Source organism: Streptomyces sp. NPDC053367, from assembly GCF_044545925.1.
In the GTDB taxonomy this organism is placed as follows: domain Bacteria; phylum Actinomycetota; class Actinomycetes; order Streptomycetales; family Streptomycetaceae; genus Streptomyces.
The window spans coordinates 468,027-489,283 of record NZ_JBITYN010000001.1 but is presented as its reverse complement, the minus strand read 5'-3'; the positions used below and the strand labels follow the sequence as shown (position 1 = coordinate 489,283).

Annotated in this window: 20 protein-coding genes; 4 read left to right on the top strand and 16 right to left on the bottom strand. The window is 72.4% G+C overall.

Annotated features, from left to right (window positions below; all coding sequences use genetic code 11):
• Positions 1 to 23: 23 nt before the first annotated feature.
• The 5 genes from ACIGXJ_RS02235 to glnA form a co-directional block, all read right to left on the bottom strand.
• The gene (locus ACIGXJ_RS02235) at positions 24 to 602 is read right to left on the bottom strand and encodes a hypothetical protein (protein WP_399640416.1); all 579 of its coding nucleotides are present in this window, start codon (positions 600 to 602) and stop codon (positions 24 to 26) included.
• 1 nt (position 603) lies between these two features.
• On the bottom strand, positions 604 to 1,515 hold the full coding sequence (gene htpX, locus ACIGXJ_RS02230; protein ID WP_399640413.1) for a zinc metalloprotease HtpX: 912 nt from the start codon (positions 1,513 to 1,515) through the stop codon (positions 604 to 606).
• Positions 1,516 to 1,579: 64 nt separating this feature from the next.
• Positions 1,580 to 2,920, bottom strand: a complete 1,341-nt coding sequence (locus tag ACIGXJ_RS02225) for a hypothetical protein (protein ID WP_399642126.1) — start codon at positions 2,918 to 2,920, stop codon at positions 1,580 to 1,582.
• Positions 2,921 to 2,934: 14 nt separating this feature from the next.
• Positions 2,935 to 3,198 (bottom strand): hypothetical protein, encoded by a 264-nt coding sequence (locus tag ACIGXJ_RS02220; protein ID WP_399640411.1) that lies wholly within the window; start codon positions 3,196 to 3,198, stop codon positions 2,935 to 2,937.
• 119 nt (positions 3,199 to 3,317) lie between these two features.
• Positions 3,318 to 4,727 (bottom strand): type I glutamate--ammonia ligase, encoded by a 1,410-nt coding sequence (gene glnA / locus ACIGXJ_RS02215; protein ID WP_399640408.1) that lies wholly within the window; start codon positions 4,725 to 4,727, stop codon positions 3,318 to 3,320.
• Between the two features lie 221 nt (positions 4,728 to 4,948).
• Here glnA and ACIGXJ_RS02210 point away from each other — a divergent pair, with 221 nt between their 5' ends.
• On the top strand, positions 4,949 to 5,416 hold the full coding sequence (locus tag ACIGXJ_RS02210; protein WP_399640405.1) for an RDD family protein: 468 nt from the start codon (positions 4,949 to 4,951) through the stop codon (positions 5,414 to 5,416).
• 132 nt (positions 5,417 to 5,548) lie between these two features.
• Here the strand turns inward: ACIGXJ_RS02210 and ACIGXJ_RS02205 are convergent, their stop codons facing one another.
• The 4 genes from ACIGXJ_RS02205 to lipB all read right to left on the bottom strand — a co-directional run bounded on the left by ACIGXJ_RS02205 (position 5,549) and on the right by lipB (position 8,601).
• The gene (locus ACIGXJ_RS02205) at positions 5,549 to 6,250 is read right to left on the bottom strand and encodes a DUF4191 domain-containing protein (protein WP_399640402.1); all 702 of its coding nucleotides are present in this window, start codon (positions 6,248 to 6,250) and stop codon (positions 5,549 to 5,551) included.
• A gap of 67 nt (positions 6,251 to 6,317) precedes the next feature.
• A complete protein-coding gene (locus ACIGXJ_RS02200; protein WP_399640399.1) occupies positions 6,318 to 6,515 on the bottom strand; it encodes a hypothetical protein in 198 nt (65 codons plus the stop codon).
• Positions 6,516 to 6,761: 246 nt separating this feature from the next.
• Positions 6,762 to 7,781 (bottom strand): lipoyl synthase, encoded by a 1,020-nt coding sequence (gene lipA / locus ACIGXJ_RS02195; protein ID WP_399642125.1) that lies wholly within the window; start codon positions 7,779 to 7,781, stop codon positions 6,762 to 6,764.
• Positions 7,782 to 7,800: 19 nt separating this feature from the next.
• Positions 7,801 to 8,601 carry a lipoyl(octanoyl) transferase LipB gene (gene lipB / locus ACIGXJ_RS02190; protein ID WP_399640396.1) on the bottom strand — a complete coding sequence of 267 codons (801 nt, stop codon included), beginning with the start codon at positions 8,599 to 8,601 and terminating at the stop codon, positions 7,801 to 7,803.
• Between the two features lie 234 nt (positions 8,602 to 8,835).
• Between lipB and ACIGXJ_RS02185 the strand changes: the two genes are divergently transcribed.
• Positions 8,836 to 10,272: a regulator gene (locus tag ACIGXJ_RS02185; RefSeq protein ID WP_399640394.1), complete on the top strand. Its 1,437-nt coding sequence runs from the start codon at positions 8,836 to 8,838 to the stop codon at positions 10,270 to 10,272.
• 78 nt (positions 10,273 to 10,350) lie between these two features.
• Here the strand turns inward: ACIGXJ_RS02185 and ACIGXJ_RS02180 are convergent, their stop codons facing one another.
• Both ACIGXJ_RS02180 and ACIGXJ_RS02175 read right to left on the bottom strand, forming a co-directional pair.
• Positions 10,351 to 11,682, bottom strand: coding sequence for an NAD(P)/FAD-dependent oxidoreductase (locus ACIGXJ_RS02180; RefSeq protein WP_399640391.1), 1,332 nt, complete (start codon positions 11,680 to 11,682; stop codon positions 10,351 to 10,353).
• A gap of 196 nt (positions 11,683 to 11,878) precedes the next feature.
• The gene (locus ACIGXJ_RS02175; protein WP_399640388.1) at positions 11,879 to 12,769 is read right to left on the bottom strand and encodes a TIGR01777 family oxidoreductase; all 891 of its coding nucleotides are present in this window, start codon (positions 12,767 to 12,769) and stop codon (positions 11,879 to 11,881) included.
• Between the two features lie 133 nt (positions 12,770 to 12,902).
• Here ACIGXJ_RS02175 and ACIGXJ_RS02170 point away from each other — a divergent pair, with 133 nt between their 5' ends.
• Entirely contained in the window at positions 12,903 to 13,397 is a 495-nt protein-coding gene (locus tag ACIGXJ_RS02170; protein ID WP_399640386.1) for a GNAT family N-acetyltransferase, read from the top strand.
• A gap of 31 nt (positions 13,398 to 13,428) precedes the next feature.
• On the opposite strand, the gene ACIGXJ_RS02165 is transcribed toward ACIGXJ_RS02170, so the two are convergent.
• Positions 13,429 to 14,613, bottom strand: coding sequence for a MarP family serine protease (locus ACIGXJ_RS02165; RefSeq protein ID WP_399640382.1), 1,185 nt, complete (start codon positions 14,611 to 14,613; stop codon positions 13,429 to 13,431).
• Positions 14,614 to 14,797: 184 nt separating this feature from the next.
• Here ACIGXJ_RS02165 and ACIGXJ_RS02160 point away from each other — a divergent pair, with 184 nt between their 5' ends.
• Complete coding sequence (locus ACIGXJ_RS02160) at positions 14,798 to 15,613, top strand: peptidoglycan recognition protein (protein WP_399640379.1); 816 nt, start codon at positions 14,798 to 14,800, stop codon at positions 15,611 to 15,613.
• A gap of 86 nt (positions 15,614 to 15,699) precedes the next feature.
• On the opposite strand, the gene ACIGXJ_RS02155 is transcribed toward ACIGXJ_RS02160, so the two are convergent.
• The 4 genes from ACIGXJ_RS02155 to ACIGXJ_RS02140 form a co-directional block, all read right to left on the bottom strand.
• Positions 15,700 to 16,218: a DUF4240 domain-containing protein gene (locus tag ACIGXJ_RS02155; RefSeq protein WP_399642124.1), complete on the bottom strand. Its 519-nt coding sequence runs from the start codon at positions 16,216 to 16,218 to the stop codon at positions 15,700 to 15,702.
• Between the two features lie 49 nt (positions 16,219 to 16,267).
• Entirely contained in the window at positions 16,268 to 17,248 is a 981-nt protein-coding gene (locus tag ACIGXJ_RS02150; protein WP_399640375.1) for a helix-turn-helix transcriptional regulator, read from the bottom strand.
• 65 nt (positions 17,249 to 17,313) lie between these two features.
• Positions 17,314 to 20,016, bottom strand: coding sequence for a pyruvate dehydrogenase (acetyl-transferring), homodimeric type (gene aceE, locus ACIGXJ_RS02145; protein WP_399640372.1), 2,703 nt, complete (start codon positions 20,014 to 20,016; stop codon positions 17,314 to 17,316).
• Positions 20,017 to 20,461: 445 nt separating this feature from the next.
• Positions 20,462 to 21,091, bottom strand: a complete 630-nt coding sequence (locus ACIGXJ_RS02140; protein ID WP_399640369.1) for a GntR family transcriptional regulator — start codon at positions 21,089 to 21,091, stop codon at positions 20,462 to 20,464.
• Positions 21,092 to 21,257 lie beyond the last annotated feature (166 nt).

Below are 21,257 nucleotides of genomic sequence, written 5' to 3'. Positions count from 1 at the left end.
CGATCCGACGGGGCTCCCGGGCATCACAGCCCGGGGGCTCCCCACAGCGGGAACCAGCGGCCGAGGTCCTGCTCGACGCGCAGGTCGTCCGCGAGCGCGGCCTTGACCCGCAGCTCCAGGGCGTTGTCCCGGCGTTGCCCGGGCAGGGGCGCGAAGGGGTAGAAGGTGCCGCGTTTGTAGAGGTAGACCAGCGCGAGCGCGCGGCCCGCGTCGTCCCGGAAGCCCGCCTGCGAGCACAGCAGCTGCGGGCCGAAGCCGTTGGCCTCCAGGGAACTGTTCACCGCGTGCAGATCGTTGACGAGCTGCGGCAGCTCGTCGGGGGAGCGGCGCGAGACCAGCCAGGAGTAGCCGTAGGCGTCCTCCTCCAGGTCCACCGGCGGCCCCTCCCGCCCGGCGTCCGCGTCCAGCAGCGCCCGCACCTCGCGATGCGTCTGCTCGAAGGCGGCGCCCTCCACGGTCGCGAAGCACACCGCGCCCCGCCCGGTCGGCCTGAACCCGACGGCAGCCTCCAGCGTGACCGCGGCCGAGGGCAGCGCGAACAGCTGGTCCAGATCCGGCGCGACCGGCTTCGTACGACCGAGCAGGATGTCCAGCAGCCTCATCTCACCCGGCCCTCCCCGGCTCGGCCGCCTCGCCCAGCTCACCCGAGATCCGCCCGAGCTGCTCCAGCCGCTGCTCCAGCGAGGGGTGCGTGGAGAACAGCCGGGACAGGCGGGAGCCGACCGCCGGTGCGAAGTAGAAGGCGTTGAAGGCCTGGACCGTCCGCAGGTCCTTGGTCGGGATCCGCGCGAGGTCGCCGCTGACCTTCGTCAGGGCCGCAGCCAGCACCGAGGGCCGTCCCGTGAGCAGCGCCGCCGCGCGGTCCGCGGCCAGCTCCCGGTACCGCGACAGGGCCCGGATGAGTACGAAGCTGAGCGCGTAGACGGCGGCGGACACCCCGAGCACGGCGGCGAGCACCACGGCGGTGTTCTGGTCCTTCCGTCCCCCGAACACCCCCGAGTAGAAGGCGAACCGCACGATCAGCCCGGCCAGCACCCCCAGGAACGACGCCACCGTGATCACAGCGACGTCCTTGTGGGCCACATGCGACAGCTCGTGCGCGAGCACCCCCTCCAGCTCGGCCGGCTCCAGCCGCCGCATCAGCCCCGTCGTCACGCACACCACCGCATGACCGGCGTCACGCCCCGTCGCGAAGGCGTTCGGCATGTCCATCGCCGACACCGCCACCACGGGCTTCGGTACGTCCGCCAGCGCACACAACCGGTCCACCACCGCGTGCAGCTCGGGAAACTCCTCCCGCTCCACCACCCGCCCGCGCATCGCGTACAGCGCGATCCGGTCCGAGAACCAGTACTGCGCACCCAGCAGCCCCGCCGCGACCACCACGACCAGCACCCACGACCTCAGCAGCACCACCAGCACGCCCACGAACACGACGTACAGCAGCCCGAGCAGAAACAGGGTGACCACCATCCGCGCGGCCAGCCCCCGGTCCCTCCGAATCCGCCTGCCCACGACCCATCACCCCACTCAACCGACCGGCCCCCCTGCCAGTGTGCGCCGACGGGGGCGGGGCGGCTCAGTACGGCAGCCCGGCCGCCCGCCGCAGCTGACCGACGTCGTGCGCGTCGCTGTACAGATGCCGCACCTGGTCCAGCAGCTCGCCCACCGCCGGGTCCCCGAGCCGTACGTCAGGCCCCGGCCGCCAGCTCCGTACGGACTGCCGCGCCCGCAGACGCAGCTTCGTATCCACGTCGTCCACCAGCGCCACCGCTCCCCGCAGCCGCACCAGGCCGCCCCGCGCGTGAATCAGCCGGAACGCGGCCACGCGCACGTGCCGGGGCCGCGTGACCTCAAGGCGCTGCCACAACCACCGCTCCGGCAGATCCCCGGCCGAAGGGAGCAGCGCGAGTGCCGTCTCCCGTACGACGCCGGGGGCCGGGTCGTCGAGCAGCGGCCGCAGCCGCGCGGCATCCGCCACGTCCAGCATCCGCAGCCCTGCCACGGCCCGCGCCCGCACCCGGGCCTCAGGATGCCCCAGCAGCGGCCACAGCAGCGCGGCGTCCGCCCGCTCCCCACTCTCCGCGAGCCCGCTCACCGCCGGGGGCGGCACGTCCTGCGGCCGCGCGCACCGCTCCCGGTACCAGGCGAGGGGGTCGCCCCCACCCTGCCGCACGACATACCGTGCGCAGGCCCTGACCAGCGCCGAGCGGTCCGTGAGGAATTTCACCGCGACCTCGGGCCGCCCCGCTGCCCGCAGCGCGGTGACCCCGGCGGCCCGCGCCTGCGTGTTCCGCGCCCCGAGCAGCTCCGGCAGGACGTCGTCGTACGCCGCACCGCGCACCACGGCGGCCAGGGCCGCGTCCGCGCACAACTGCTGGACGACGATGTCACCGTCGCGCGCTGCCGCCCGGGCCAGCTCGACGGGGGAGAGGAGACCGTCCTCGACGGCCAGCCGACGGGCGAAGCGCTGCACGTCCCGGTCCCCGACGCCGTACAACGACTCCAGCAGCCCGCCGGGCGCCCGCCGCAGCAGTTCCCCGAGCAGCCGCACACCGTACGCGCCGTGTCTGCGGCGGCCCACCCGCAGCAGGAGAGCCGCGACCGAGGCCGCTCCTGCCGCGTCGAGCCGCTCGGCCAGCACCTGCCGGGCGCGCTCGCGCACGGGTTCAACCCAGTCGGCACTCCGGATCACGACCAGCGGCAGCAGCCCGGGAAGCTCCCCGGCTCTGGCCAGCGCGGCTTCCCGCACCCGCCCGTCCGGGTGGCACAGGGCGACGGCCAGACCGGAAACGTCGAGCTCCGCGACTGGCCGCAGTCCGCCCGGCAGCCAACCGGACAGGTCGCGCACCTCCAGGTCGAAGGCGATCCAGCCGGCGGCGTCGGCGGGGTCCAGCGCCTCCCGGCGGACCGACAGCATGAATTCGGGCACGATCAGTACGGCCGCGTATTCAGGTACCCGATCACCACGATCACCAGGGCCACGCAGCCGAGGACCACCGCTGTCGAGACCCAGGAGGAGCGGCGCGGGGCGGACGGGCCGGGGTCGGCGCGGAAGGGGACCGGGCCCGGCGGGTTGTGCTTCCAGCGGGCCGCGAGCATCCGGGCCCGGGCCGAGGGCTCCTTGTGCTCCGCGGACTCCGCCCAGCGCAGGTCGTACTCCCGCTCCTGGTCGTCGTTCTGGTCGTGCGTCGGCATCTGTGGCCACCCCCGTGTCGAACAGACCTTTGAGAAAAACATACGCCCGTGCCCCGCCGTCGGTACAAACGGCGGGGCACGGGCGGTCAGGCGGGGACCGGAATCCGGTCAGGCGCCGATCACACGTCGAAGTAGAGCTCGAACTCGTGCGGGTGCGGGCGCAGCTGGAGCGGGGCGATCTCGTTGGTGCGCTTGAAGTCGATCCACGTCTCGATCAGGTCGGACGTGAACACGTCGCCCTGGAGGAGGAACTCGTGGTCGGCCTCGAGGGCGTCGAGGACGGCGTTCAGGGAGGTCGGGACCTGGGCCACGCCCGCGTGCTCCTCGGGAGCCAGCTCGTAGAGGTCCTTGTCGATCGGCTCGGCCGGCTCGATCTTGTTCTTGATGCCGTCCAGGCCGGCGAGCAGCAGCGCCGAGAAGGCGAGGTACGGGTTGCCGGAGGAGTCGGGCGCGCGGAACTCGACGCGCTTGGCCTTCGGGTTGGAGCCCGTGATCGGGATGCGCATGGCCGCGGAGCGGTTGCGCTGCGAGTACACCAGGTTGATCGGCGCCTCGAAGCCCGGGACCAGGCGGTGGTAGGAGTTCACCGTCGGGTTGGTGAACGCCAGCAGCGACGGGGCGTGCTTGAGGATGCCGCCGATGTAGTAGCGGGCGGTGTCCGAGAGGCCGGCGTAGCCCTGCTCGTCGTAGAAGAGCGGCTCGCCGTTCGTCCACAGCGACTGGTGGACGTGCATGCCCGAGCCGTTGTCGCCGAAGATCGGCTTCGGCATGAAGGTCGCGGTCTTACCGTTGCGCCAGGCCACGTTCTTCACGATGTACTTGAAGAGCTGGAGGTCGTCGGCCGCGGCGAGCAGCGTGTTGAACTTGTAGTTGATCTCCGCCTGGCCGGCGGTGCCCACCTCGTGGTGCTGGCGCTCGACCTTCAGGCCGACGTTGGCCAGCTCCAGGGAGATCTCGGCGCGCAGGTCGGCGAAGTGGTCGACCGGCGGGACCGGGAAGTAGCCGCCCTTGTAGCGGACCTTGTAACCGCGGTTGTCCTCCAGGGCGCCGGTGTTCCAGGCACCCGCCTCGGAGTCGATGTGGTAGAAGGACTCGTTCTCCGACGTCTTGAAACGCACGCTGTCGAAGACGTAGAACTCGGCCTCCGGACCGAAGTACGCGGTGTCGGCGATACCCGTCGACGCCAGGTACGCCTCGGCCTTCTTCGCCACGTTGCGCGGGTCACGGGAGTACTGCTCGCCCGTGATCGGGTCGTGGATGAAGAAGTTGATGTTGAGCGTCTTGTCGCGGCGGAACGGGTCCACCCGCGCGGTCGACAGGTCGGCGCGCAGCGCCATGTCGGACTCGTGGATGGCCTGGAAGCCGCGGATCGACGAACCGTCGAACGCCAGCTCCTCGTCGGGGTCGAACGCCTCGACGGGCAGCGAGAAGTGCTGCATGACGCCCGGCAGGTCGCAGAAGCGGACGTCGATGAACTTGACGTCCTCGTCCGCGATGAACTTCTTGGCCTCGTCGGCGTTCTGGAACATCCAGCTCCTCCTACTCCCGACCGCCATGCCGGGGTGGTAGTTCGTTCGTGCGGCCAGTGCGGTGGCACACGCTCGCACCTGACCCTAGGGACGGGTGATTTCTCGGGCGTGACTCATTTGTTTCGCAGAAGTTAACCGGCCTTCTCTCCACCCTAGGGCCTCCCCAGCCCCGACACACCCCGCCGTGTCCCGGTCGAAAAGGGGCGCAGTACCGTGTACGGGTGGACAAGAGGCAAGCAATCGGATCATGGCTCTCCGGGCCCCGCGCGGCCCTGGAGGAAGCCGGTGCCGACTTCGGATACCCGGGCCGGCAGCTCGGTCTCCCGCAGCAGGGGCCCGGCTCGATCGCCCGCCCCGGCAGGCGTCTGGGCGCCCTCGCCGTCGACTGGGGGCTGTGCCTCTTGATCGCATACGGCCTGATCACGGACGGCTATGGCCAGGCCACCGGCAACTGGGCGCTGCTGATCTTCCTGGCGCTGAGCATCCTCACCGTCGGCACCGTCGGCTCCACTCCCGGCAAGCGCCTCTTCGGGCTGCGCGTGATCGCCGTCGACACCAGGGCGGTGAGCCCGGTGCGCGCCCTGGTCCGCTCGGTGCTGCTGTGCCTCGCGGTCCCCGCCCTGATCTGGGACCGCGACGGCCGCGGCCTGCACGACCGGCTGGCCGGTACGGTCGAGGTCCGCATCTGACCTTCGTATACGCCGAAGATCGTATACGGCGAAGATCACACCATGTGTGTGCGACGAAGAAGGGGCGCCCGGTGCGGTCGAGCACCGGGCGCCCCTTCGTGTCACGAGGACCACGGGCGTACGAGGAGGGGGTCAGCGACCCTTCGGGCCGCCCTTCGGCAGCTTCATGCCCTTGGGCATCGGACCCTTCGGCAGCGGCATGTTGCTCATCAGGTCGCCGAGCGCGCGCAGCCGGTCGTTGGTGGCGGTCACCTGCGGGCCGGTCAGCACGCGGGGCAGCTTCAGCATGGTCGTGCGGAGCTTCTTCAGCTCGACCTGGCCCTCGCCGTTGCCCACGATCAGGTCGTGCACCGGCACGTCCGCCACGATGCGGTTCATCTTTTTCTTCTCGGCGGCCAGCAGGGTCTTCACCCGGTTCGGGTTGCCCTCGGCGACCAGGACGATGCCGGCCTTGCCGACGGCCCGGTGCACCACGTCCTGGCTGCGGTTCATCGCCACCGCGGGGGTGGTCGTCCAGCCCCGGCCGATGTTGTCCAGTACGGCCGCGGCCGCGCCCGGCTGGCCCTCCATCTGCCCGAAGGCGGCCCGCTCGGCCCGGCGGCCGAACACGATCGCCGTCGCGAGGAAGGCGAGCAGCAGGCCCAGGATGCCGAGATAGACCGGGTGACCGATCAGGAAGCCGATCGCGAGGAACACACCGAGGGTGCCGAGGCCGACAGCCGCGAGTACGAGACCGATCATCTTGTCGGCCTTGCGGGTCATCTTGTACGTGAGAGCGATCTGCTTCAGTCGCCCTGCGTTCGCGGCGTCCGCCGCGGTTTCCTTCCTCGCCATGCCACGAAGTCTACGTGGCCCCGGAAGCGCCTTCGACGGCAGTGCCGGGCCGGCCCGGGCGGGACGCTCAGGAGCGGGCGGCGGCCTGGTCCAGCACGCGCTGGGCCTCGACCCGGTCCTTGGCGCGGCGACGGTCCTCCAGGACGGAGGTCCAGGCGTTGCGGCGGGCGGTGCGCTGGCCGCCGCTCATCAGCAGCGCCTCGACCGCGCGCAGGGCGTCGGTGAAGGTCGGGATGGGTGTGGCGCGGACGGGCGCGGCCTGCATGTGGAGGTCCCCCCTCGAAGCGGGTTCACGTGGCGTGAGTCAAGCGTCACTCACTGGTGTTACCAGGGGGTGACCGAGGGGTCAAACACCGATGAAACCTTTCGCCAGAGACTTTCGGGAGTCCGGAAACGCCGACGCGGCCCCGGCGTACGCCCCCATCTGCGGGGACGGCCGGGACCGCGTCCAACTCGCCTCTACCGGCGGGTAGTTGCTTGTGCCCGAATTCACACAGGCCGGGCGGTCATGTCACACCGCCTGCACGGCCACGAACGAGCCGCGCTTCTCGATGGCCATCTGGTACAGCCGGCCCGCGCGGTACGACGACCGCACGAGCGGGCCCGACATCACGCCGGAGAAGCCGATCTGCTCGGCCTCCTCCTTCAGCTCCACGAACTCCTGCGGCTTCACCCAGCGCTCGACGGGGTGGTGGCGAACGGAGGGGCGCAGGTACTGGGTGATGGTGATCAGCTCGCAGCCGGCGTCGTGCAGCTGCTTGAGCGCCTCGCTGACCTCCTCGCGGGTCTCGCCCATGCCGAGGATCAGGTTGGACTTGGTCACCAGGCCGAAGTCACGGGCCTCGGTGATCACCTTCAGCGAGCGCTCGTAGCGGAAGCCGGGGCGGATGCGCTTGAAGATCCGCGGGACGGTCTCCACGTTGTGCGCGAAGACCTCGGGGCGGGACTCGAAGACCTCCCGCAGCAGCTCCGGCACGGCGTTGAAGTCGGGGGCCAGCAGCTCGACCTTGGTGCGGCCGCCCTCGCGGCCGGCGGTCTGCTCGTGGATCTGGCGGACCGTCTCCGCGTACAGCCAGGCGCCGCCGTCCTCCAGGTCGTCGCGGGCGACGCCGGTGATGGTGGCGTAGTTCAGGTCCATGGTGACCACGGACTCGCCCACCCGGCGCGGCTCGTCGCGGTCGAGCGCCTCGGGCTTGCCGGTGTCGATCTGGCAGAAGTCGCAGCGCCGGGTGCACTGGTCGCCGCCGATGAGGAAGGTCGCCTCGCGGTCCTCCCAGCACTCGTAGATGTTGGGGCAGCCGGCTTCCTGGCACACGGTGTGCAGGCCCTCGCCCTTCACGAGGCTCTGCATCTTGGTGTACTCGGGGCCCATTTTCGCCCGGGTCTTGATCCACTCGGGCTTGCGCTCGATGGGGGTCTGGCTGTTGCGGACCTCCAGGCGCAGCATCTTGCGTCCGTCGGGTGCGACTGCGGACACGACCGGCTCCCTAGCGATTGATTCTTCGGCGTCCTCAAGGGTACGCCCGTGGATTTGAAAGCCTCGTGCCGCGTCAGGCAGCCGGCGTCTTCTCGACCGCGCGCGGCTTGAGGTCCGCGTTCTCCAGGACGTCCTTCAGGTGCCGCTCGACGACGGGCAGCACTTCCTCGATGGTGACCTCACGGCCGAGTTCGTACGACAGGGAGGTCACGCCCGCGTCGCGGATGCCGCAGGGGATGATCTTGTCGAAGTTGGAGGTGTCCGGGTTCACGTTCAGGGCGAAGCCGTGCATGGTGACACCCTTGGCGACGCGGATGCCCACGGCGCAGATCTTGCGGTCCTCGCGGCGCTGGCCCGCGTTCGAGGGGGCGTACTCGGGGCCGTTCAGCCGCGGGTCGAACTCCGGGTCGGTGGTCCGCGGGTCGAAGTCGAGGGTGGGACCGCCGAGGGCGGGGCGCTCCTCGACCGGGTCGCCCAGCACCCAGACGCCGGCGCGGCCCTCGACGCGCGAGGTCTCGATGCCGAACTCGGCGCACACCCCGATCATCGCGTCCTCGAGCCGGCGCAGATGCGCGACGACGTCCACCGGGCGGGGCAGCTTCTGGATCGGGTAGCCGACGAGCTGGCCCGGACCGTGCCAGGTGATCTTGCCGCCGCGGTCCACGTCGATCACGGGCGTGCCGTCGAGCGGGCGCTCCTCGGGTGCGGTGCGGCGGCCCGCGGTGTACACCGGCGGGTGCTCCAGGAGCAGGCAGGTGTCGGGCACCTCGTCCGCGAACCGGGCGGCGTGCACCCGGCGCTGCTCGTCCCAGGCGACCTGGTAGTCGACCATGTCCGCGCCGAACCCCATCCGGACGAACCGCAGCTCACTCACGGCAAGCGCCTCCTCGAAGTCGTAAGGCATGAAACGCGCCCACGCCACTGTACGACTCCCGGTCGCACGTCAGCCCGGCAGGCAATCCTCACACGATCGGATGAATGGGCGTCGAAGTGTGCGGTCACCTGCTCACGCTCCGCTACATTCACGCCGTTCACAAGGCCATAAGGGCTGCTCACAGGCAATTCCAGGCACTTCGGGACGCCCGGAAGGCAGGAGATCGCACCGCACATGACGGATCGACCCGCGCAGCGCACCCCCAACCGCCAGCTCGCCGCCCTCATCGCAGAAGCGGGGTTCTCCAACGCAGGTCTCGCCCGCCGTGTGGACCAGCTCGGCATGGAACACGGGCTCGATCTCAGATACGACAAGACGTCCGTCACCCGCTGGCTGCGCGGGCAGCAGCCGCGCGGCACCACACCCGCCCTCATCGCCGAGGTCTTCACCCGCCGCCTCGGCCGCCGCCTCACCGCCCAGGACCTCGGCCTGGACGCCTGCGCCCCCGTCTACGCCGGTCTGGAGTACGCCGCCGGCCCCGAGGAGGCCGTCGACATCGTCAGCGGCCTGTGGCGCAAGGACTCCGGCAGCCACGCCGAACTGCGCAAGATCGCCTTCACCCCCGCGGGGCTCGTGGTGCCCAGCCGGGACTGGCTGATCGGGCGCCCCGACGACTCGGTCGCCCGCGGCGAGCAGCCCGCCCGGGTGCCCGCCCAGGGCCGCTCCGCCGTACCCCGGCAGCGCACCCAGAGCGAGCGCGGCCCCGGCCAGAAGGTCACCGCCGGTGATGTCGCCGCCCTGCGCTCGGTGGCCGACCTGTTCCGCACCCTCGACGACATGTACGGCGGCGGCCACGCCCGCCAGGCCCTCGTGCGCTACCTGGAGCACGAGTGCGAGCCGATGCTGCGCGGCACCTACGGCGAGCAGACGGGCCGCCGCCTGTTCGCCGCGGCCGCCGACCTCACCCGGCTCGCCGGCTGGACGTCGTACGACATCGCCGCGCACGGCCTCGCCCAGCGCTACTTCGTCCAGGCGCTGCGGCTCGCGCAGGCCGCGGCCGACCGGACGTACGGGTCGTACGTGCTGGTCACCATGAGCCGCCAGGCCGTCTACCTCGGGCACGGGCGCGAGGCCGTGCAGCTCGCCCGGGTCGCCCAGCAGGGCGTGGGCGGGTCGGCTCCGCCGGTCGTGCAGGCGCTGCTGCACGCCGCCGAGGCCCGCGGGCACGGGGTGCTCGGGGAGGTGCGGGCCTGTACGGCGTCCCTGGTGCGGGCCGAGCGGGCGCTGGAGGCCGCCCGGCCCGGGGACGAGACGCCGCACTGGGCGCGCTTCTTCGACGAGGCGCAGCTCGCCGACGAGTTCGGGCACTGCCACCGGGACCTTCAGCAGTTCCGGGCGGCCGCGCAGCATGCGGAGAAGTCCTTGCAGCTGCGCGGGCCCGGGTTCGCCCGGAGCCGGCTGTTCTGCCGGGTGGTGCTGGCGACGGCGCGGCTGGGGCTGGGTGAGCTGGACCAGGCGTGTGCGCTGGCGGCGGAGGCCGCCGGGCAGGCGGTGGAGATGCGGTCGGTCCGGGCCGTCGAGTACATCAGGGACTTCGAGCGGAGGCTGGAGCCGTACAAGGACGCTCCGCCGGTCAGGGGGTACCGGGAGAGGGTCGCGGCGTTGCGGTAGCGCGTCTCGCCGTGGTGTCGACCGCGGTGTCGCGTCTTGCTGCTTCGTCGTCGTTATCGCGCAGTTCCCCGCGCCCCGTCAGGCCGCCTGCTGTACGGCTTCCGGCATCGGGAGGGAGTGGTGCAGACCCATGTCGTGCAGGATCGCCTGGGACGCCCTGCGGCCCGAGTGCAGGGCGCCCTGGACCGTGCTGGTGTCCCGGTGGTCGCCGCAGACGTAGAGGCCGGCCAGGAGGCGCACGGGGCGGCGCAGGTCGTGGGGCGGGCGCATGGCCGGAACCGCCTCGGGGGTGTGGTGGACGGCCAGGGTCTCCCAGCGGGACGTCGAGGTGCCGTACAGGCGGGACAGATGCGTCCGGACGGCCGTGTCGAGGTCGGGGGGCGGGGTGCCGAGGACCGTCGAGGAGATCAGGGCCCGGCCCGCCGGGGCGCGGGTCGGGTCGAGGTCGCTCATCAGGGCCGTGTGCGCCACGGGACCGCCGCGGTCGGCGTCCAGGAGCAGGGAGGCGCCGGTCGCCGGGGAGACGTCGGTGGTGTGGTGGACCACCGTCACCGGGTGGAAGTCCGGCACGCGCAGTCCGGGCAGCAGGCCGGCGGCCGAACGGGCGTCGGTGGCCAGCAGGACCGCGCGGCAGCGGAACTCGCCGTGGTCGGCCGTGGTGACCGAGGTCGTGGAGACGGAGGTGACCTGGACGCCGGTGTGCAGGGTGCCCGGCGGCAGGGTGCGCGCCAGCAGTTCCGGCAACACCTCCGCGCCGCCCTCCGGCACGCACAGCCGCCCCGCCGCGAACGCCCGCAGGGCCAGGTCCGCGCACCGGCTCGACGTCGTCAGGTCCGGGTCGCACAGCAGCGCGGCCAGCAGCGGGCGCAGGAAGCCGTCGACCGTGCGCGCGGGCAGGCCACGGGCGCTGAGGGCCTGTCCGGCGGGCAGCTCGGGGCGGGCCAGCAGGCGTTCGACCGGGGTCGCGGCGAGCCGGGCCAGGGCCGTGCCCAGCCGGGCCTGGTCGACGGCCGTGCCGACCGGCTTGCCGGGCTGCGCCGGCCGAGGGGCGCTCGCGAAGGCGCGTACCGCGTGAAGTGCGCCCCTCGCGCTCCCTCGGTGGGCCGGGGCGCCGACCTGGTGCCGGCGCCCGTCGCTGTGCAGCAGGACGCCCGGGGCGAAGTGGCGCAGCACGAGCGCGCCGAGGCCGGGGGTCAGGTCCAGTTCCGGGTACGCCGTGGACAGCAGCTGCCCGATCCGGTCGAGCCGGAACCCGTCGACCTTCTCGGTCGACATGCGGCCGCCGGGACAAGGGGCGGCTTCCAGGACGACGGTGTCGACTCCTGCGCTGGTCAGCCTCTGTGCGGCGGCGAGACCGGCGATCCCGGCTCCCACCACGACGACGTCCGCCTGATACGCGGGCTGAAGCACGTGCCCCTCCTCGAGGTTGAGGTTGCGCGGCCGGTGGAGACCTCATGCCCCCAATGGACTCCGGGGATACCCGAGTTCTGGTCGAGGTTAGGGCCGCGGCCGATCAGAGACAGTCGCGCATGAGCAGGGCACGGTCGCACGGCGGTCGCACACGGACGCCAACCGCCGTTTTCCGCAGGCCGTTTCCGGCCGGGGCTCAGTCCAGCGCCGCGCGGATGGTGTCCTCGATCCCCGGGAACGCGAACGTGAACCCCGACTCCAGCAGCCGCATCGGCAGCGCCCGGGTGCTGCCCAGCACCTCACCGGCCATGTCGCCCAGCACGGTCCGCAACACCGGCGCGGGCACGGCGAGTACGGCCGGGCGGTGCAGCACCCGGCCCATCGCCGCCGTGATCTCACGGTTCGTCAGCGGCTCGGGCGCGGTCACGTTGAACGGCCCCGACAGGTCGTCGCGGTCGAGCAGATGCCGGATCGCCGCGACCTCGTCGTGCAGCGAGACGTACGACCAGTACTGCCGCCCGTCCCCGAAGCGCGTCCCCAGCCCCGCCCGGAACACCGGGAACAGCTTCCCCCACGCCCCGCCGCCCCGGGCCACCACCAGCCCGGTGCGCACGAACGCCGTGCGCACCCCGGCCCGCTGCGCGGGCGCCGCCGCGGCCTCCCACTCCACGCACACCGACGGCAGGAAGCCCTCCCCGGCGGGCGCGTCCTCGTCGACCGCGCGCTGCCCGGTGTCGCCGTAGTAGCCGATCGCGCTGCCGTTCACGAAGACCCGCGGGCGGGGCTCCAGCGCGGCGATCACCCGGGCCAGGGTGCGGGTGCCCAGCACCCGGCTGGCGCGGATCTCCTCCTTGTACGCGCGCGTCCACGGCCGGTTGCCGACACCCGCTCCCGCGAGGTTCACCACCGCCTCGCACTCGGGCAGGTCCACACGGCCGCCCCGCGGGTCCCACCGGACCTCGTCCGCCGCCCGCGGCTCGCGCCGCACCAGCCGCACCACCTCATGCCCGTCCGCCCTCAACGACCCCACCAGGGCCCGTCCGATGAGTCCCGACGCCCCGGCCACCACGATTCGCGCACGCTCCATCCCCCCATCCTGCCGGGCGCACCCCGCCGCTCCGGGCCGGGCCCGCCGTCAGCCCCCGGACAATTCCGGCCCCGCCGTCCGCGCCCCGGATAATCCCGGACCCGCCCCGCCGTGCCGCCGTACAGTGACCGCCATGCCGGATCCACAGATACGCATACGCGTCGCGACGTACGCCGACGAGCCCGCGCTGAGCCGTCTCGACCACGTCACCTGGTCTCCGCTGCACGCCGTGACCCCGAGGCCGGGACCCGACGAGCCGTTCTTCCGGGAGACCGCGGGGCCGGGGGACCACCTGGTCGCCGAGCTGGACGGACGACTGGTCGGGTACGTCCGCCTGGGCTTCCCGACGCCGCTCGCCTCGAACGCGCACGTACGGCAGATCCGCGGCCTCGCCGTGGACGGCGACGCGCGCGGCAAGGGCGCCGGCCGGGCGCTGGTGCGGGCCGCCGTCGACCGGGCGCGGACCCTCGGGGCGCGCAGGATCACGCTGCGCGTGCTCGGCCACAACACCGTCGCCCGCGCGCTGTACGAGGCCGAGGGGTTCGTGGTGGAGGGCGTGCAGCCGGGAGAGTTCCTCCTCGACGGGCAGTACGTGGACGACGTGCTGATGGGGCGGTCGCTCGTCTGACCCGCGTGCGGCCGTCGCGCCGGCCCGGCCCCTACGAGGTGACCAGCACGCCCGTGTCCACCCGGGCCGTCGCGTGCGCCCCGCGCTCCGCCTCGGGGGCGACCTCGGCGGCCGTCAGGACGTACGCCGTCTCGTCGTCGGAGGTGGAGCGGGCGAAGACCATGCCGTACACCCGGCCGCCCGTGGTCAGCAGCGGGCCGCCGGAGTTGCCGGGCCGGACCGTGGAACGAATGGAGTAGATCTCGCGGGTGACCGGCTCGTCGCTGTAGATGTCCTTCCCCCTCGCGTCCAGCGTGCCCGCGACCGTGGCCGCCTGCAGGTCCAGGCCGCCGTCCTCCGGGTAGCCGGCCACGACCGCCGCGTCCCCGCGCTCGGCCTCGTCCTCGAAGCGCAGGACGGGCGCCCGCAGCCCCGGCACGTACAGCACCGCCACGTCCTTGTCCGGGTCGAACAGCACCACGCGCGCCTCGTACGGCCGCCCGACCCCGCCGATCCGTACCGCCGGCGCGTCGATGCCGGCCACCACATGGGCGTTGGTCATCACATGCTCCGGCGCGTACACGAACCCGCTGCCCTCGCGGCCCTGTGTGCCCGAGGCACCCTCGATCTTGACGGTGCTGCGCTGGGCGGCCTCCGTCGCCGCGGGGGTGACGCTGTCGCCGGAGGGTCTGGCCACCCGGGCCGTGGAGTCGTTCTCGAACGGGTTGAACACCTGGGGGAAGCCGGCCTCCGTCAGCGCCGACGCGGCCCGTGAGAACCACGCGGGCGTGCTGTCGGGCATCGCCCGCTGGACCGTGCCGAGCAGGTGCGAGTCGCGGATCGCCCCCGTCAGCAGCGGCGAGGAGGACGCGCCCAGCACACTCGCGGCGACCCACGCCACCATCAGCACCGCCAGGGAGTTCGCCACCGCACCGCCCACGCCGTCCGCGACGCGCAGCGGGCCGCGGTCCAGCTCGCGCCGCAGCCGCAGCGCGAGGCGGGCCGCCAGCTCATGGCCCGCCACCGCCGGCACCAGCACCGTGCACACCGCCGTCGCCGTGGCCGCGGTCGTGCCCGGTGTCACCAGCTCCATCACCCACGGAAGCACCCACACCCCCACCACCGCGCCACCCACGAACCCGGCCAGCGACACACAGCCGGCCACCAGACCGCGCCGGTAACCCGCCCCGGCGTAGGCGAGGACCGCCAGCAGCAGAAGGATGTCGAGCACGTCCACGGAGCCGCCTTTCTCTCGGACGCCCCTGCGCGCACGGGGCCGGGCCCACTGGTACGTGAGGAACGGACCCGGTGATCAGCCATCTGTGCGTGTACCCCGGAAAACGTCCCTGACCAGGACGATGGTTCCACCGGGTGGCAGCGCACACATCGCGGGCGGGGCGGAACGGACCGACAGTGGGTCCATGCGTGTCGAGCGACTGGCCCACCGGGCACGAGCCGCGGCCCGCCGCTGCGCCGCCGTACGGATACCCGGCCCCGCCCTGCCCGTGCTGGGCTGTCTGCCCGGGCTGGCCGCCGTGGTCGCGCTGGGGCTGTGCGCCGCCGGCGTGGAGCGCCCGGCGGGCGGGCAGGCCGTCGCCCGCCCCGACTCCGGGGCGCACACCGCGCCCCGGCCCGCCATCGTGCCCCGCTCGGCCTGGCTGACCGAGGACACCGAGCCCGACAGGCCCCCGCCGCCCCGCTACGACGACCGGGTCGTCGCCGTCTTCGTGCACCACACCGACTCGCCCAACGCCTACGACTGCGCCGAGACGCCCCGCATCATCCGCTACCTCTACGCGGGCCAGACCGGTGCCCGGGACTGGGACGACATCGGCTACAACTTCCTCGTCGACCGCTGCGGAGTCATCTACGAGGGCCGCGCGGGCGGCGTCGCACGGGCCGTCACCGGCGCCCATACCCAGGGCTTCAACCACCGCACCGCCGGCATCGCCGCGATCGGCACCTTCACCGAGGGAGTGGAGGTGCCGCGCGTGATGAGCGACGCGATCGCCGCGCTGGCCGCCTGGAAGCTCGGCCTGTCGGACACCGACCCGCGCGCCCGCGTACGGCTGGTGTCCAGCAACAGCCGCAGCCGCTTCAGCGCGGGCACCACCGCCACGCTGCCCGCCCTCGCGGGCCATCGGGAGGCCTTCATGACCACCTGCCCAGGGGCGTCCCTCAGCGCCCTGCTGCCGGAGATCCGCCGGCTGGCGGCGCGCCTGCAGGGCCGCGCCTGAGCGGCCGGGGCGCCCGGCACCCGAGGTACTGGAAGAGGCCGATGACACGCGAAGCTCTCAGGGCCTGCCGGACCGGCGAGACACCCCTATCCCCTGAACCGCTCCCACAGCCGCGGATAGCGGGCCTCCAGCTCCCGGTCGTCCTCGAAGTCCAGCGGGGTGCCCTCCGGCTCCGTGGGCGGGGGCGGGATGCCGAGGTCGGGGGCGACGGTGCCGGTGAGCTGTTCGTAGGCCTCGTCGGCGGCGTAGCCGAGTTCCTCGCCGTCGCCGTCGATCTCCTCGTCGAAGTCCTCCAGGAGGTCGGCCAGCGCGTCCGGATCGTGCAGCGCGCCCTCGAACACCTCGCGGCCCTGGCCGATCAGCCAGCAGCGGAAGAAGTCGAAGGCGTCGTCGCTGCACCCGTCCAGCAGCACCCACGCGGCGCCCCACAGGTCCCAGCGGTAGGCGCGGTTGTAGCGGGCCTCGAAGTGCCGGGCGAAGTCGAGCACGGACTCGGGGTCGAGGGCGGTGAGCCGCTCCACCAGCAGGTCGGCCTGGTCCTCGGGGTCGCCCTCGGCGGCCTCACGAGTGCTGTCCACCAGCTCCCAGAACTCCGTCTCGTCCATCACTGGTCCAGCATCGTCCCTGCACCCGGGGCACGCACCCCGAAGACCCTCATCGGTCCCGCCGGTACAGCTCCGCCAGCCGCAGCGCGCGCTCCGCGAACCGGGCCCGCAGCGACTCGGGCGCGAGCACCTCCGCCTCCGGGCCGAGCGCGGTCAGCTGGGTGAGGGCGACCTCCTCGGACTCCACGCGCAGGGTCAGCACGACCCGGCCCTCCGCGTCCGGCTCGTCCGCGGCGGCCAGCGCGTCCCGTGCGGACACCGGGTCGACCGTGTGCGGCAGCAGCCGCAGCCCCGCAGGGGACAGCCGCACCACCACCTCGGCCCGCAGGATCGACCGTGCGAACCGTTCGGCCTGCTCCGCCCAGAACCCCGGCAGGTCGAAGTCCTCCTCCCGGCGGAACCGGTCCTCCCGCGGCTCGACCCCGGTGAAACGGTCGATCCGGTACGTACGGAAGACCCCGTCCGCCGGGACGCGCGCGCACAGGTACCAGACCCCCGCCTTCAGGACGAGCCCGTACGGCTCCAGCACCCGCGCGACCTCTTCCCCTCCCCGCCGGTAGCGCGCGGCCAGCACCCGGTCGTCCCACACCGCCTCCGCGACCGCCGGCAGCAGCCCGGGCGTCTCCGGCTCCCGGAACCAGCCCGGCGCGTCCAGGTGGAACCGCTGCGCCGCCGTACGCGAGGCGTCCCGCAGGGACGGCAGCAGCGCCGCCGACACCTTCAGCCGGGCCGCCGAGGCCGCGTCCTGAAGACCCATCTCCCGCAGCGCCCCCGGCACCCCCGACAGGAACAGCGCCTCCGCCTCACTGCGCGCCAGCCCCGTCAGCCGGGTGCGGTACCCGCCGATCAGCCGGTATCCGCCCGCCCGGCCCCGGTCGGCGTACACCGGCACCCCCGCCTCCGACAGCGCCTGCGCGTCCCGGGTCACCGTCCGCTCCGACACCTCCAGCTCCCGCGCCAGCTCGGCGGCGGTCATGGAGGGCCGGGACTGGAGCAGGAGCACCATCTTGATCAGCCGGGCAGCACGCATACCGCCATCATGCAGAAAGGCCCCCGCCGAAGCGGGGGCCTCCCTCGAAGCAGAGCGGTCGGACCTTACAGGCCGTACTTCTCGCGCGCTTCCTTCACCGCGGTCGCCTTGACCTCGCCGCGCCGGGCGAGCTGCGCCAGGGCCGCGACGACGATCGACTCGGCGTCGACGCCGAAGTGGCGGCGGGCGGCCTCACGGGTGTCCGACAGACCGAAGCCGTCGGCACCGAGCGACGAGTAGTCCTGCTCGACCCACTGCGCGATCTGGTCCGGGACCTGGCGCATGTAGTCGGACACGGCCAGCACCGGGCCCTCGGCGCCCTGCAGCGCCTGACGGACGTACGGCACCCGCTCCTCGCCGCGCAGCAGGGCCGCGTCGGCCTCCAGCGCGTCACGGCGCAGCTCGGTCCAGGAGGTCGCGGACCACACGTCGGCGGCCACGCCCCACTCCTCGGCGAGCAGCCGCTGGGCCTTCAGCGCCCAGTGGATGGCGGTGCCCGAGCCCAGCAGCTGGATGCGCGGGGCGTTCGCCGGGACGGTCACGCCCGCCGACTCCGCCGTGTTGAAGCGGTACAGGCCCTTGACGATGCCCTCGTCGATGCCGAGGCCGGACGGCTTGGCCGGCTGCGGCAGCGGCTCGTTGTAGACGGTCAGGTAGTAGAAGACGTCCGGGTCCTCGCCCGGGGCCGCCTCGCCGTACATCCGGCGCAGACCGTCCTTGACGATCGCGGCCACCTCGTACGCGAACGCCGGGTCGTACGTCAGCGCCGCCGGGTTCGTCGCCGCGATCACCGGGGAGTGGCCGTCGGCGTGCTGCAGGCCCTCGCCCGTCAGCGTCGTACGGCCGGCCGTGGCGCCGACGAGGAAGCCGCGGCCGAGCTGGTCGCCGAGCTGCCACATCTGGTCGGCCGTGCGCTGCCAGCCGAACATCGAGTAGAAGATGTAGAACGGGATCATCGCCTCGCCGTGCGTCGCGTACGACGTCGAAGCGGCGATGAAGTCGGCCATCGAACCGGCCTCGGTGATCCCCTCGTTGAGGATCTGGCCGTTCTTGGCCTCCTTGTAGTACATCAGCTGGTCGCGGTCGACCGGCTCGTACGTCTGGCCCTTGGGCGAGTAGATGCCCAGCGAGGGGAACAGCGACTCCATGCCGAAGGTGCGTGCCTCGTCGGGGACGATCGGCACCCAGCGCTTGCCGGTCTCCTTGTCGCGGACCAGGTCCTTGATCAGCCGGACGAAGGCCATGGTGGTGGCCACGTTCTGCGAGCCGGAGCCCTTGTCGAAGGACGTGAACGCCTTCTCCGCGGGGGCCGGCAGCGGCGCGACCGGGTGGACGCGGCGGGCCGGGGCCGGACCGCCGAGGGCGGCGCGGCGCTCCTGGAGGTAGCGGACCTCGGGGGAGTCGGCGCCCGGGTGGCCGTAAGGGACCACGCCGTCGACGAAGTCGCTGTCCTTGATCGGCAGCTCCAGCAGGTCGCGCATCGTCTTGAACTCGTCCACCGTCAGCTTCTTCATCTGGTGGTTGGCGTTCTTCGACGCGAAGCCCTCGCCGAGGGTGTGGCCCTTGACCGTCTGCGCCAGGATCACGGTCGGCGCGCCCTTGAACTCGACGGCGGCCTTGTACGCGGCGTACACCTTGCGCGGCTCGTGACCACCGCGGGAGAGGTGGAAGATCTCCAGGATCTTGTCGTCGCTCAGCAGCTTCGCCATCTCGGCCAGCTCCGGGTCCTTGCCGAAGAAGTCCTGGCGGATGTAGGCGGCGTCGCGCGTCTGGTACGTCTGCACCTGCGCGTCCGGTACCTCACGCAGGCGGCGTACGAGGGCGCCCGTGGTGTCGAGCCGGAACAGCTCGTCCCAGGCGGAGCCCCACAGCGTCTTGACGACGTTCCAGCCGGCGCCGCGGAACTGGGCCTCCAGCTCCTGCACGATCTTGAAGTTGGCGCGGACCGGGCCGTCGAGGCGCTGCAGGTTGCAGTTGATGACGAAGGTCAGGTTGTCCAGCTGCTCCCGCGCGGCCAGCGCGAGGGCCGCCGTCGACTCCGGCTCGTCCATCTCGCCGTCGCCGAGGAAGGCCCAGACGTGGGACGCGGAGACGTCCTTGATGCCGCGGTTGGTGAGGTAGCGGTTGAACCGCGCCTGGTAGATCGCCGACAGCGGGCCGAGGCCCATCGACACCGTCGGGAACTCCCACAGCCAGGGCAGGCGCCGCGGGTGCGGGTAGGACGGCAGGCCGTTGCCGCCGGCCTCCTGGCGGAAGTTGTCCAGGTGCGCCTCGGTCAGGCGGCCGTCCAGGAAGGCGCGGGCGTAGATGCCGGGGGAGGCGTGGCCCTGGATGTAGAGCTGGTCGCCCGAGCCGTCGGCCTCCTTGCCCTTGAAGAAGTGGTTGAAGCCGGTCTCGTACAGCCAGGCGGCGGAGGCGAAGGTGGCGATGTGGCCGCCGACGCCGTACTTGCTGCCGCGGGTGACCATCGCGGCCGCGTTCCAGCGGTTCCACGCGGTGATCCGGGCCTCCATGGCCTCGTCACCGGGGACGGCCGGCTCGGCGGCGGTCGGGATGGTGTTGACGTAGTCGGTCTCGAGGAGCTTCGGCAGCGCGATGCCGGCGCCCTCGGCGCGCTCCAGCGTGCGACGCATCAGGTACGCGGCACGGTGCGGGCCCGCAGCCTTGGCGACGGCGTCCAGGGAGGCCTGCCATTCGGCGGTCTCCTCCGGGTCACGGTCGTGGAGCTGGTCGAGCTCGCTCGGCTGGATGGCGTTGGGGTCGGTCATGTCGCCGCCTTCCTCAGTCGAAGGGGGTTCCCTCATCGGTAAGGGACTGGGGGTGCCCTTGGTCTTTGGCAGGACAGGGCGTGGACTTCGGTGGAAGTCCGTCGGCGACTGTAACCCCCTGATCGATGATCGATCAAAGGGTTCGGGATGAAAACCTCTTGATCACGAGAAAGTCGGCACGCGGTGCCTTCGGCGATGGCACCGGGTGACGCGACGCGGCCTTGTTTTCGCAGGTGAGTGCCGTTTGAGCGGGGGCGCGCTCAGGCATCGCAGCCCGCCGCGGGATGCGGTCAGGGCCACTCAGGCATCGCAGCGCGCCGCGGGATGCGGTCAGGGCCACTCAGGCATCGCAGCGCGCTGCGGGATGCGGTCAGGGGGCTCAGCCTTCGCCGCGGACTGCGGCAGGGCGCGGCAGGCTTCGCAGCGGCTGACGTCAGGGGCGCGCTCAGGCTTCGTGCCGGGGCGCGCAGCCCAGCACGTGCGCCTTCACGAGGTCCGCGATCCTGGGGTCACGGCGCCGGAACGCCTCCACCAGCTCCTGGTGCTCCTCCGCGTACGACTGCTGCACGGTGCCCAGCCAGCGGATCGACAGCGCCGTGAACACCTCGATGCCCAGGCCCTCCCACGTGTGCAGCAGCACCGAGTTGCCCGCGGCGCGCACCAGCTCCCGGTGGAAGCCGACCGTGTGGCGGACCTGGGCCGTGCCGTCGGACTTGCTGTCGGCCTCGTAGAGGGCGCTGACATGGGGCTCCAGGGCCGAGCAGTCCTCCGCCAGGCGGCCGGCGGCGAGCTCGGCCGCGATGGCCTCCAGACCGGCCCGGACCGGGTAGCTCTCCTCCAGGTCGGCGGCGGTGAGGTTGCGGACGCGTACGCCCTTGTTCGGCGCCGACTCGATCAGCCGCAGCGACTCCAGCTCGCGCAGGGCCTCGCGGACCGGGGTCTGGCTGACCTCCAGCTCGGTCGCGATACGGCGCTCCACGATGCGCTCGCCCGGCTGCCAGCGCCCGCTGATGATCCCCTCCAGGATGTGCTCGCGGATCTGTTCGCGCAGCGAGTGGATGACGGGGGCGGTCATGAGGGCTCCTTAGGGCGCGGCCGACCCTTAGACAATACGGCGAGGGCGCTCCGCCGATGAGACCGACGACGGCGCTTTCTCGCAGGTGAGACGAGGCTTACACGCCTACGGGGGTGGGTCGTGTCCTTGTTCGGCGGGTGCGGGCTGGTTGTTCGCGCAGTTCCCC

Bases quoted from the DNA above. Each gene is read 5' to 3' on its own strand.
- glnA (WP_399640408.1), bottom strand. From the start codon at position 4,727: ATGTTCCAGAACGCCGACGAGGCCAAGAAGTTCATCGCGGACGAGGAC.
- ACIGXJ_RS02220 (WP_399640411.1), bottom strand. From the start codon at position 3,198: ATGCCGACGCACGACCAGAACGACGACCAGGAGCGGGAGTACGACCTG.
- ACIGXJ_RS02175 (WP_399640388.1), bottom strand. From the start codon at position 12,769: ATGGAGCGTGCGCGAATCGTGGTGGCCGGGGCGTCGGGACTCATCGGA.
- ACIGXJ_RS02155 (WP_399642124.1), bottom strand. From the start codon at position 16,218: ATGGACGAGACGGAGTTCTGGGAGCTGGTGGACAGCACTCGTGAGGCC.
- ACIGXJ_RS02150 (WP_399640375.1), bottom strand. From the start codon at position 17,248: ATGCGTGCTGCCCGGCTGATCAAGATGGTGCTCCTGCTCCAGTCCCGG.
- ACIGXJ_RS02225 (WP_399642126.1), bottom strand. From the start codon at position 2,920: ATGCTGTCGGTCCGCCGGGAGGCGCTGGACCCCGCCGACGCCGCCGGC.
- ACIGXJ_RS02205 (WP_399640402.1), bottom strand. From the start codon at position 6,250: ATGGCGAGGAAGGAAACCGCGGCGGACGCCGCGAACGCAGGGCGACTG.
- ACIGXJ_RS02185 (WP_399640394.1), top strand. From the start codon at position 8,836: ATGACGGATCGACCCGCGCAGCGCACCCCCAACCGCCAGCTCGCCGCC.
- ACIGXJ_RS02170 (WP_399640386.1), top strand. From the start codon at position 12,903: ATGCCGGATCCACAGATACGCATACGCGTCGCGACGTACGCCGACGAG.
- aceE (WP_399640372.1), bottom strand. From the start codon at position 20,016: ATGACCGACCCCAACGCCATCCAGCCGAGCGAGCTCGACCAGCTCCAC.
- ACIGXJ_RS02235 (WP_399640416.1), bottom strand. From the start codon at position 602: ATGAGGCTGCTGGACATCCTGCTCGGTCGTACGAAGCCGGTCGCGCCG.
- ACIGXJ_RS02200 (WP_399640399.1), bottom strand. From the start codon at position 6,515: ATGCAGGCCGCGCCCGTCCGCGCCACACCCATCCCGACCTTCACCGAC.
- ACIGXJ_RS02140 (WP_399640369.1), bottom strand. From the start codon at position 21,091: ATGACCGCCCCCGTCATCCACTCGCTGCGCGAACAGATCCGCGAGCAC.
- ACIGXJ_RS02160 (WP_399640379.1), top strand. From the start codon at position 14,798: ATGCGTGTCGAGCGACTGGCCCACCGGGCACGAGCCGCGGCCCGCCGC.